The organism is Arthrobacter sp. H41 (genome assembly GCF_000520535.1).
Classification (GTDB): Bacteria; Actinomycetota; Actinomycetes; order Actinomycetales; family Micrococcaceae; genus Arthrobacter_D.
Genome location: NZ_KI914772.1, coordinates 1 through 11,243, shown reverse-complemented (window position 1 = coordinate 11,243; position 11,243 = coordinate 1). Strand labels below are relative to the sequence as shown.

Here is an 11,243-nt window from a genome sequence, read left to right as displayed (position 1 = left end):
CCCTGCGGCGGCGGCCGCCGCAAAGGTGAGCTGTTGCTGCGTTTGACCATCCATGCAAGGCACTCCAGATACGTTGTCCGGGCCGCGTGGCCCGCTGCCCTCCGCTGGAAGACCACAGAACAGCCCTCCCGCTGACGATCAGCCTGCTTATCATCGAGCGTAACCGAGTCCGAACCGGAATGGACAGCAGAGCCGCCCCGGGGCCTGCGGGCCCCCAGCAGGTCGACAGACAGGCCATCGTGTGCTGCGCTCGACGTCCGGCACGCGGGCGCGGGTAGCCCGCGGCCGCGTGCCGGAGCATACTTCCGATCATGCCCATCTCTCCAAATCACGGCTTCGAGTGTTCCAGGCGACCCGGATCCGCTTTCCTCATGAAGGACCATCCGTGGTGAGCGACAAGAAACCCGCCCCTACCCCTGCCGCCTCGGCAGCGTCCGCCGCGGGCATCGGGTTCCTCCTCCGCACCTACGCGCACGACCCCTCCGTCGCCGCTTTCGGGCCCGAGGCGGCAGCCGCCCTCGGCGAGGATCCGCGGCGTGTGTTCAAAACGCTCATGGCCATGGTCGACGGCGTCATGGTGGCCGCCGTCGTGCCCGTCGACCGCCGGCTGGACCCCAAGGCGCTCGCCGCGTTCCTCGGAGCGAAGAAGGCAGTCATGGCGGACCCGGCAGCCGCCGAGCGCCGGACCGGGTACGTGCTCGGCGGGATATCCCCGCTCGGCCAGCGGCACGCGTGCCCTGTGGTGATCGATGAATCAGCTCTTGGGTTCGCTACCGTCCTGGTTTCAGGGGGCAGGCGCGGACTCGAGATCGAACTCAGCCCAGCCGACCTCGCAAGGATCACCGCCGCGCGGATTGCCCGGATCGCTGCGGCCTGACGTCCCGCCCCATGCTCCATGCTCCATGCTCCATGCTCCATGCTCCATGCTCCATGCTCCATTGACATTTTTCTGTGATGCACATTACTCTGGGAACGTTCCCAGACAACCGCTATTGAAGTTATCCGGTTTTCTGGGAACGTTCCCAGAATGGCCGGGATGGCCATTCATCGAAGAAGCGGCCCTGGGAAATCAGGGCTCCGCGGGGTTTGAGGAGCACGATTGGCACGCACGGCTGCCGTGACAGGACTCGCCGACGGAGCGTTGGTCTTCGGTTGCGACTACAACCCGGAGCAATGGGACCCCGAAGTCTGGCAGGAGGATGTCCGGCTGATGAAGGAGGCCGGCGTCAATCTGGTGGCGGTGAACATCTTTGGCTGGGCGGAGCTCGAGCCCACGCCACGCGCCTACTCCTTCGACCGGCTGGATGCAGTGCTGGACCTGCTGGCGGAGCACGGCATCGGCGTGAACCTCGGCACCGGAACGTCGTCGACGCCGGCGTGGCTCAGCACACTGCATCCCGAGGTGCTCCCGCAGGCGGCCGACGGAACCCGCCGCTGGCCCGGCGGACGCCAGGCCTGGTGCCCGAGCTCCCCGGTGTACCGAGATCATGCCCTGCGCCACGTGGAACAGGTGGCAGCGCGCTACGGCAGCCACCCGGCCCTTCGGATCTGGCACGTGTCCAACGAACTCGGCTGTCATAATGCGCTGTGCTACTGCGATGTCTCCGCCGGTGCTTTCCGGACCTGGCTCCAGGATCGGTACACCACCCTCGATGCCCTGAACAGCGCCTGGGGCACGGCGTTCTGGAGCCAGCGTTACTCGGCCTGGGAGCAGATCCTCCCACCGCGGCTGACGCTTTCGGCCACGAACCCCACCCAGACGCTGGACTACCAGCGGTTCAGCTCGGACGAGCTGCTTGCCCATTACACGGCCGAAACCGCAATCCTGCGGCGCCTCAGCGCAGCACCTGTCACCACCAACTTCATGGTGTCCGCACACATTCGGAACCAGGACTACTGGTCCTGGGCGCCCTCCATGGACCTGATCGCCAATGACCATTACCTCGACCACCGGCTGGACTCCCCGGACAGTGAACTCGCCTTCGCTGCCGACACCTCCCGCGGCCTGGCGCAGGGGGCGCCCTGGCTCCTCATGGAGCACTCGACCGGTGCCGTCAACTGGCAGCCCCGCAACATCGCCAAGGGCCCCGGTGAACTGCTCCGCAATTCACTGACCCACCTTGCACGCGGCGCCGACGGCCTGTGCTTCTTCCAATGGCGTGCCTCGCTGCAGGGCAGCGAGAAGTTCCATTCAGCCATGCTCCCCCACGCCGGCACCGATTCCCGGACCTGGCAGAACGTTCTCGAGCTCGGATCGTCACTGCAGCGCCTCGGCGAGGTCGCGGGAACCACGGTCCATGCCGAGGTGGCCCTGGTCTTCAGCTGGGAGGCGTGGTGGGCGCACGACCAGGAATCCCACCCCTCCGGAGATGTGCGCTACCTCGACCAGGTGCACGCGTCCTACCGGGCGCTGTGGGACGCGGGAATCACCGTCGACGTCGTCGCTCCGGGAGCCGACCTCGCCCGCTACAAGTTCGTGGTGGTCCCCGGACTCTACCTGGTGCGGGACACGGATGCGGCAGGACTGAAGGGCTATGTGGACGACGGCGGCCATACGCTCATCACCTTCTTCAGCGGCATCGTCGACGAGAACGAGCGTGTGCGCCCCGGCGGCTACCCTGGGGCGTTCCGCGACCTGCTGGGCATCCGCAGCGAGGAGTTCTTCCCGCTGCACCCGGAGGAATCGCTTCCCCTGGCCGACGGCGGCACGGCGACCCTCTGGTCCGAAGCGCTGCGGCTCGACGGAGCCGAAGCGGTCCTGTCCTACGACGGCGGCCACCTCGCCGGCGTACCGGCCGTCACCAGGAACCATTTCGGTGAAGGGCAGGCCTGGTACACGGGAACGGTCCTTGATCCCGCAACCCTGAAGCACCTCCTCGTCACCGCCGCCGGCGCCGCGGGAGTCGCCATCCCCGAGGCACAGGAGGGGCTGGAAATAGTCGTCCGCTGCGGCAATGGCAATAGCTACGTGTTCCTCATCAACCACTCCGGCGAGGACCGCAAATATCGCGGAACGGGCATCGAACTGCTGACGGACGAGGTCATCGACGACGTCGTCGTGGTTCCCGCCGGCGCGGTGCGCGTGATGCGAACACCGGCAACACCTGCCGGCCACCCGAAGAAGAACGGACCCGTCCGGGACCGAAAGGATGCACACCGTGACAGCTACTAGCATTCCGCCCGCCGCGCCCGAAGCACCGGCGGCTACGCGGAAGAACCGATCGTCCGGCGCCCAGCGCCGGGCCGTCGCAATCTTCATTGCGCCCTTCGCCGTCCTGTTCCTCGCCTTCTACGCGGTACCGATCGTCTTCGCGGTGGTGCAGTCACTGCTGACGGTGGAACGCGAGGGCACCTTCGGCCCGCCCCGGCAGGTGTTCGGCGGACTGACCCAGTACGAGCAGGTCTTCGCGAACACCGAGTTCTGGCAATCGGTAGGCCGTGTGCTGGTCTTCGGCGCGGTGCAGGTCCCGATCATGCTGGGACTGGCACTCCTGTTCGCGCTGCTGCTCGACTCGCCACTGCTCAAGGGCAAGAAATTCTTCCGCCTCGCGTTCTTCGCCCCCTATGCCGTTCCCGGAGTCATCGCGGCCATCATGTGGGGTTTCCTGTACTCCCCGTCCCTCTCGCCGTTCGAGGCAGTGACCTCCAACATCGACTTCCTGTCCGCGGAGCTGGTGCTGTGGGCCATCGCGAACATCGTCACCTGGGTGTACGTGGGCTACAACATGCTGATCATCTACTCCTCCCTGCTGGCGATCCCCACCGAGATCTACGAGGCTGCGCGGCTCGACGGCGCCAGCAACATCCAGATCGCGTGGCGTATCAAGATCCCGCTCGTGATCCCCGCGATCATCCTGACCGCGGTGTTCTCGATCATCGGCACCCTGCAGCTGCTCGCCGAACCACAGACGCTCCGCAGCTTCAGCTCGGCCATCAGTAGCTCGTTCACCCCGAACCTGGCCGTCTACACCACGGCGTCCGTCCCCAACTACAACCTTGCGGCGGCATTCTCGGTGGTGCTGGCACTGGCCACCTTCGCCTTGTCCTTCGTCTTCCTCAAGTCGACCCAGCGGAAGGTTACCCAGTGACTGCAGCCTCAGCCACAGCACCCCAGCAGCCCCAGGATGCCGACACCGGCCGGGCCAACGGACCCCGTTCGCGCGGACCGCGCCAGAGCATGCTCTCCCGGAGCGCGGCGATGCTCATCATGGGGGTCTTCACCCTCTACTTCCTGACCCCGATCTGGTGGCTGCTCGTTTCCTCCACCAAGACCGGCGGCGAGATCACCGGATCCGCGCCCCTCTGGTTCACCGCGGAGTCCCTCACCACGTTCTTCGGCAACCTCGGAAACCTCTTCACCTACGGCGACGGCCTTTTCGGCCGCTGGCTCGTCAACTCCGCGATCTACGCCGGCCTGGGCGCCCTGGCCGGCACCGTCATCGCCGCGATGTGCGGCTACGCGCTCGCCAAGTACGAGTTCCGGGGGCGCGAGGCCATCTTCAACGTGGTGCTCAGCGGCGTGCTGGTCCCGGCGACAGCCCTCGCGCTGCCCCTGTTCCTGATCTTCAGCGAGGTGAATCTCACCAACACCCTGTGGGCCGTCTTCCTGCCGAGCCTGGTCAGTCCGTTCGGCGTCTACCTGGCGCGGATCTATGCGGCAGCCAGCGTACCGGGTGAACTCCTCGAGGCGGCACGCCTCGACGGATCGGGGGAAGTGCGAACGTTCTTCACCGTATCGACGCGGCTGATGGCTCCGGCGCTCGTCACGATCTTCCTCTTCCAGTTCGTGGCGATCTGGAACAACTTCTTCCTGCCGCTGATCATGCTCCGTGACCAGGCACTCTTCCCCGTCACCCTGGGCCTGTATGCCTGGAACAGCCAGATCAGCCAGATTCCCGAGCTGCGACCACTCGTGATCGTCGGCGCGCTGGTCTCCATTCTTCCGCTGATCATCGCGTTCCTCGGCCTGCAGCGCTTCTGGAGCAGCGGCCTCGGCGCCGGAGGCGTCAAATAGCAGCTCCCCAGGGCGCATCACCGCCCTGAGGGGCCCTCCCGAATCTACCCATTCCCCATCCGCTGCCGGACAAAGCCCGGCAGCACTACCACTGATAGGAAACGAAAATGCGCGCGCATTACGGAAAAGTCACCGCGGCCTTTGCCATGATCTCTGCGCTGACGCTGTCCGGCTGCTCAGCCGGCGGAGACAGCGGCAGCACCGACACAGGTGCCGACGGCGGAGCCTGCGAACCAGCGGAGGGCCCGGTCGAGCTCACCTTCACCACCTGGGTTCCGGGCATGGACCAGGTCGTCGAATTGTGGAACGAAGAAAATCCGGATGTCCAGGTCACCGTCCAGACCGGGCCGAACGGCAACTCCGGGACCTACCAGAACTTCTTCAACCAGCTGCAGGCCGGCAATGCGCCGGACCTCGGCCAGATCGAGTACGACGCCCTGCCGAACTTCCGCGTGCAGGACGGCCTCGAGAACATCGCCGCGTGCGAAGGGATAGCCAACGCCGAGGACCAGTTCGTCGACTGGACCTGGGGGCAGGTCACCTTCGGCGAGGACGACGCCGTCTACGCCGTGCCGCAGGACAGCGGACCCATGGCGATGTACTACCGCGCCGACCTCTTCGAGGCGGCCGGCATCGAGGTGCCCACCACCTGGGAGGAGTACGCTGCCGCAGCCGAGCAGGTCAAGGCCGAGGGCGCGTACATCACCAACTTCCCGAGGTCGGACGTGAACTGGTTCGCCGGCATGGTGTGGCAGGCGGGCGGTCAGTGGTTCGCCAACGACGGCGAAGCCTGGGACGTCAACCTCACGGGCGAGGAATCCGAGCAGGTGGCCACCTACTGGCAGGACCTCCTCTCGGAGGACCTTGTCTCCACCCTGCCGTCCTTCTCCGATGAATGGAACGCCTCGTTCAACGAGGGACAGCAGTGGACCTGGGTGTCGGCCGTCTGGGGTGCCACCACGCTTTCCGACGCCGCACCCGACACCGCCGGCAAGTGGGCTGTAGCACCCATGCCGCAGTGGGAGGACGGCGGAGAATCCGCAGGTAACTGGGGCGGCTCCTCGACCGCCGTCCTCAAGGGCTCCGAAAACCCGGCCGAAGCGGCTGCATTCGCCCTCTGGCTCAACACCGACCCCGAAGCGCTTGCCCTGGCCAACGAGCTCGGCGGGCTCTACCCCGCTGCCGAGTCGGCTGCGGAACTCGAGGCCTTCGCCGGCGGCGTCGAGTTCTACGGTGGACAGCCGATCTACGACGTCTTCGCCGAAGCCTCCTCGAACGTGGACCCCGACTTCACCTGGGGACCGACCATGACCCAGACCTACACCGACGTCTCCGACGGCTTCGGTGCGGCCATCGGCGGATCAAGCACCCTCATGGATGCCCTGACCGAAGGCCAGCAGAAGACCATCGATGCCCTGAAGGCCCAGTCGATTCCGGTCAACGAGTAGCATTCCCGCTGAAGAACGAAGCTCCGCACCGGCCTTCCGCTGGTGCGGAGCTTTCTTCGCGCCTGTCGCCGCATAATCCGCAGTCCACCTACGCCGTCGCCATCGCGGTTGTCAGGTTCCTGTCCGAGTAGAAGAACACACTAGGCGACGACAGGCCACCGCTCTGGCCTCCAAGGTACCCGTCATCACTTTTTCGCTATCGTCCTGCATTCCTGGGAAGGAATTCATCATGGATTTGAACAACCGCACAATCCTTCTCACCGGCGCCGGAAGTGGCATCGGCCGTGCCCTGGCCCTGGAACTGGCCCAGTACGCGCCCCGTCTGGCGCTGGTGGGCCGGCGCCAGGAACCATTGGAGGAGGTTGCTGATCTCGTCAGGGAAAAGGGCGAGCAAGCGGTGGTCATTCCTGCTGATCTGACTGCCGACGGCACTCCGCAGCTGTCGTCGCTACGACACAGGAACACTCCTCCCAGTCCCGCGAACTGGTTGGACAAGACTGATTGGACAAGCCCATCATGCTTGGCTCACGCAGCGGACGTCGCGGAGGGTACTTTGCCTCAGCAGCAGTTGCCGCCCTCATCCTCACAGTCTGCGCAACAGAGGCCCCGGCCCAAAGCCAGGCAACGGCGTCGCCGCCGACGGTTTCCTCCACACCCGCGGTGCCGGCTCCCACGCAGACCACCGTGTCGCCCGCGCCTGAAAGTCCTGTGGCCGCAGCCCCCACGCCCGTCCAGTTGCCGGTCCTGCCGCGTCAGCCCCGGTTTCGTTCAGCGTACCCGCCATCGGTGCCGGATCAGAGCTGCTCAGCCGGGGTCTGCGCGACAATAACTCCTTGGAGGTTCCGCCGGATGGCCCCTGTGCACCTGCGAGCTGGTACAACGACTCCCCCGCGCCCGGGGAACGAGGACCAGCTGTCCTCCTCGGTCACGTCAACGCCACCGACGGGGGTCCCGGGGCCTTCGCTGACCTCCGCAGCCTGAAGGCAGGGACATCATCGAAGTGCTGCGTGAAGACGCTGGTCACCTAAAATCGCGAATTCGATAGTCGGTGTTTTTGTCGCGATCACAAATCGGCTGAGGGACGGCGAAACCCGACGGCGGAGCTGCAACTAACCGCCATTCGTGTGGCTGATGAACGCACCGCGAGTTAGCCGGCACATCTTCGGGCGGATACGGGTCGCGTCTCGCCGGTGTCAGAGCATTGAGCCTAGATCCGATCCGATGGAGGGGTAGGTGGCGGTGGCCGATTTGATTTGACGGGTGGTGAGGCCGTGTTTCATGGCCAGGCTGATGGTGTTGGCAAGTTCGGCGTATCCGGATCCGAACAGGTGCGCACCGACAATACGGTCGTTTGCTTTATCGATCAGGATTTTCGTCGCGCCGGCGGTTTCGCCGGTCCGGTAGTTCGAGTACCAATCGCTGGTGTCGGTGTAGCGGACCTCCAGGTCCAGGCCGCTGTCCCGGGCTTCGTGTTCGAGCATGCCGAGGCGGACGAGTTCGGGAATCGTGAAGACGGCTGTTGGAATGGCGGCGTAGTCGGGAACGGTGGAACCAGATTTGAGTATGTTGGATGCGGCGACTTTCGCTTCGATCACGGCCACCGGGGTCAGCGGCATGCCCGGGGAGTCAGCGGAATCACCTGCTGCGTAGACATCAGGGTTCGTCGTGCTCTGCAGGTTGCCGGCAACTCGAATGCCCTGTTCCCCGTATGCCGCGTGAGCTATTTCGAGGTTCAGCCGGGACAGGTCCGGGACCCTACCGGCCCCGTGGACGACGAGATCGGCATCAATGGTCACCGGGCTGCCGTCCGTATCAGTGTGCACCTGGTACCCGGTACTGGTCTTCACGACGCTGGTGATGCTCGTGGCGCGCTGCACCTCGACTCCGGCGTCGGAGCCGCGGTCGATCAGCAGTTCGACAAGATCCGCGTCGAAGGCCTTCAGTGGCCGGGCGCCTCGATCGACGATGACCGGGGAGCTTCCGGCGCGGGCGGCGATGTGGGCGAATTCGAAGGAGACGAACCCGCCACCAACGAACACGATCCGGGGAGGAAGGCTCTGAAGGTTCAGGAACTCGGTGCTATCGATCAGGTGTTCCTCGCCCGGGAAGCCGAGGAGCCGGGGCGTGGCCCCGGTCGCGATCAGGACCTTCGACGCTTTATGACCTGCCCCGGAGATCTCGACTTCCGTGAGACCGGTGAAAGTCGCCGTACCGTGGAGAGGTGCCACGCCGTGTGCGCGTAGGTCATCCTCCATGCTCTGCGGCACGGGATCGGTGAAGCCGTGTTTGTGCTTCATCAGCTCGCCCCAATTGATCGACAGACCGCCCTCGTTGATGCCCTTGCCCCGCATCAGCCGGGCGTCTTCCATCACCTCGGCGCCGCGCCGCAGGATCCTTTTCGGGTCGCATCCGCGCAAAGCACAGGTGCCACCGTAGGGAAGTGCATCAACGATCCCCACACGCCACCCTGCCGAGGAGCATTTGGTCGCCGCAGCGATCCCGGCCATTCCGGCACCAATGACCAACAGGTCGTAGTTGTCAGTCATCTCGAACTCTCCTTTTTGTCAGGTATCTTTACGTGCCCGCACCTGAGGTGACTGCCGAGCGGAGCAGTGGCGACGCAAAGCAGACGAGTGTCCTCGCCAATAATCCGCGGTTCACCATTGTTAGTCCTCGGGCACTCGACCGACGGGCAGGGCTGCCCTCAGCTGCTCGATGGTGGGCGCGCCCGCGGGTCCCTTGGGGGTCATGTACCTGCGGCAGGCCCATTCCACCGGTGTGGACGGATCAGCGAACATATCAACCCCGTCGATTAGGATGCTGGGAGAACCGTGGAAACCCACCCGCTCCGCCTCGTCCGCCGTGTCGACCCTCTGACGTGTCACAACGACGTCGGAATGTTCCGCCGCGATGACCATGAGCCGCTCGTCGGCGATTTCCCAGTTCGGGCAACCATCAAAGTACTGCAACGTGATATCCATGCTTACGACCCTAAACCTTGCAGTCCGCTACAAGGTCAAGGGGTAGAGTGAAACGGTGCTCATCGGAGAAGTCGCCGCTACCACCGGCGTAGACGGTCAAACCATCCGGTTCTACGAACGCCAGGGCCTACTGCCGGCGCCTCGCCGCGAGCCCAACGGCTACCGACGCTACAACGACGCGATCATCGGCCGCTTGCAGTTCATTCGCGCCGCCCAAGCCGCGGGGCTCACTTTGGCTGAGATCGGAAGCACCCTGCGCCTTCGTGATGACGGTGAGGCCCCCTGCGCGCACGTCTCACTCCTGCTGGAGCAAAAACTTATCGATGTCCGGGCCCGTCAACGCGAACTCGCCGCCCTGGCAGCGGAACTTCAGGGGCTCATCGAAACCAGTCACGGCCTCGATCCAGCCGACTGCGCCGACGCGGACATCTGCCACATCATCGCGACTCCGGAAATGGCCGGCCGCGGTAGGTAATACGTCGAATCCTCAGCATAAAGCTCCCGGAGAAATCCGCCATGTGATGATGCAGGCCACCGGTTGCGTAGTTCCGTGGATGAGCCTGCAGCTATTTCGGCGACATCCGGGTGATGGGTCGTCATGGCTGGTGGTGCGGTGATCCGATACCAATTCTTCCAGGGAGAAAATCCGGCCCCGGTGGACGTCGCTTGGGGCGCAGGCAGGCCCCCGCCTGAACGGGCAGGGGCCTGCATACCTGGTGCGAGTGGCTAGAGTCCTGGTGCTGCCGGGACGTCGAGGTCGGTTTCCACGAGGTGGTTGAAGTAGTTGGTGAACAGGTTCAGGGCTATGTGGGTGGAGAGTTCGGTGAGTTCGGTGTCGGTCCATCCGGCATCGAGGCCGGCCTGCCAGGCACTGTCCTCTACTGCTCCCTTGTTGGCCGTTGATTGCCGTGCCAGTTCCAGCAGGGCCGCGAGTTTGTCGTCGAAGTCAATGTCGCCCTTCCGGATCAGGATCGTCTGGTCCTCGGTGAGGCCGGCGGCTTTGGCTCCCATGGTGTGGGCGGACTGGCAGTAGGTGCACTCGTCGGCATTACCGACGACCAGGGCGATGGCTTCCCGGGTACGGGCATCAAAGGTCCCGTAGTCGCCGATGACCTGCTGGAGGGCCACATAGGACTGCAGGACAACAGGCGAGTGGGCCATCGCGCCGTGGATGTTCAGGACTTTCCCGAACTTCTGACCCAGGGCCCCGAGCTCGTGGCGGCTCTCTTCGGGGGCGGTATCAGGGGTGTGGACGGTAATGCGTGACATGCGTGTTTCTTCTTTCATCGGGGTTTTCGGTGTGGAAATTCATAGGTACCCGGCAGCGGCTGCGTGCCACAATCAGGGCGTGGACGTACCACGAGTCGAACTCGGAAAAAGATTAGAAGGTGGTGCGGGAGACGCGGCGGAGGCCTGCAGAGTCTTCGATGATGATGCGTCCCCTGCCCTGCCGGATCAGGTTGCGGGTTGCGAAGTCCGACATGGTCTTGCTGGTCGCTTCGCGTGTTGCCCCCAGCAGTCCCGCGAGTTGCTCGTGGGTCAGTTTCACTGACTGGGATTGTGTGAACCTGCTGCGCGGGGCTGCCTCGGCGAGTTTCAGCAATGTCGCGGCCGTGCGTGCGGAGAGAGGACGCAAGGCCATGTCCGTCAGGCGTTCCTCGAGCCTGGCGACCTGCTCGCCCAGAAGACGCGAAATTTTCACTGCCACTTTGGGATTGGAAAGAAAATGCTCCTCGACGTCCGCGGCGCTGAGCTGGCACACGGTCGAGTCTTCAATGGCTTCCGCGTAGTTGTCATACA

General features: G+C 64.6%; 11 protein-coding genes. 7 read left to right on the top strand and 4 right to left on the bottom strand.

Annotation, left to right across the window (positions count from 1 at the left end; translation table 11 throughout):
* The first annotated feature begins 388 nt into the window (after window positions 1-388).
* The 6 genes from ybaK (at window position 389) to Y705_RS23545 (ending at window position 7,291) form a co-directional block, all read left to right on the top strand.
* The gene (gene ybaK, locus Y705_RS0103865) at window positions 389-877 is read left to right on the top strand and encodes a Cys-tRNA(Pro) deacylase (protein ID WP_026531889.1); all 489 of its coding nucleotides are present in this window, start codon (window positions 389-391) and stop codon (window positions 875-877) included.
* A 222-nt stretch (window positions 878-1,099) separates the two neighbouring features.
* Window positions 1,100-3,172, top strand: coding sequence for a beta-galactosidase (locus Y705_RS0103860; RefSeq protein WP_049822237.1), 2,073 nt, complete (start codon window positions 1,100-1,102; stop codon window positions 3,170-3,172).
* Window positions 3,159-4,088 (top strand): carbohydrate ABC transporter permease, encoded by a 930-nt coding sequence (locus Y705_RS0103855; protein WP_444826152.1) that lies wholly within the window; start codon window positions 3,159-3,161, stop codon window positions 4,086-4,088. Before Y705_RS0103860 ends, Y705_RS0103855 begins: the two co-directional genes overlap by 14 nt.
* A complete protein-coding gene (locus Y705_RS0103850; protein ID WP_444826151.1) occupies window positions 4,085-5,014 on the top strand; it encodes a carbohydrate ABC transporter permease in 930 nt (309 codons plus the stop codon). Before Y705_RS0103855 ends, Y705_RS0103850 begins: the two co-directional genes overlap by 4 nt.
* Window positions 5,015-5,121: 107 nt before the next feature.
* A complete protein-coding gene (locus tag Y705_RS0103845) occupies window positions 5,122-6,462 on the top strand; it encodes an ABC transporter substrate-binding protein (RefSeq protein WP_026531885.1) in 1,341 nt (446 codons plus the stop codon).
* Window positions 6,463-6,691: 229 nt separating this feature from the next.
* Window positions 6,692-7,291, top strand: coding sequence for an SDR family NAD(P)-dependent oxidoreductase (locus Y705_RS23545; RefSeq protein ID WP_216698735.1), 600 nt, complete (start codon window positions 6,692-6,694; stop codon window positions 7,289-7,291).
* Between the two features lie 364 nt (window positions 7,292-7,655).
* On the opposite strand, the gene Y705_RS0103835 is transcribed toward Y705_RS23545, so the two are convergent.
* Window positions 7,656-9,008 (bottom strand): dihydrolipoyl dehydrogenase family protein, encoded by a 1,353-nt coding sequence (locus Y705_RS0103835; protein WP_026531883.1) that lies wholly within the window; start codon window positions 9,006-9,008, stop codon window positions 7,656-7,658.
* 120 nt (window positions 9,009-9,128) lie between these two features.
* The gene (locus Y705_RS0103830; RefSeq protein WP_026531882.1) at window positions 9,129-9,443 is read right to left on the bottom strand and encodes a hypothetical protein; all 315 of its coding nucleotides are present in this window, start codon (window positions 9,441-9,443) and stop codon (window positions 9,129-9,131) included.
* A 55-nt stretch (window positions 9,444-9,498) separates the two neighbouring features.
* On the opposite strand from Y705_RS0103830, the gene Y705_RS0103825 reads away from it, so the two are divergent.
* Entirely contained in the window at window positions 9,499-9,918 is a 420-nt protein-coding gene (locus tag Y705_RS0103825; protein ID WP_026531881.1) for a heavy metal-responsive transcriptional regulator, read from the top strand.
* 251 nt (window positions 9,919-10,169) lie between these two features.
* On the opposite strand, the gene Y705_RS0103820 is transcribed toward Y705_RS0103825, so the two are convergent.
* Both Y705_RS0103820 and Y705_RS0103815 read right to left on the bottom strand, forming a co-directional pair.
* Window positions 10,170-10,712 carry a carboxymuconolactone decarboxylase family protein gene (locus Y705_RS0103820; protein ID WP_026531880.1) on the bottom strand — a complete coding sequence of 181 codons (543 nt, stop codon included), beginning with the start codon at window positions 10,710-10,712 and terminating at the stop codon, window positions 10,170-10,172.
* A gap of 112 nt (window positions 10,713-10,824) precedes the next feature.
* On the bottom strand, window positions 10,825-11,243 hold a 419-nt coding region (locus tag Y705_RS0103815), incomplete at its 5' end, for a Crp/Fnr family transcriptional regulator (protein ID WP_026531879.1).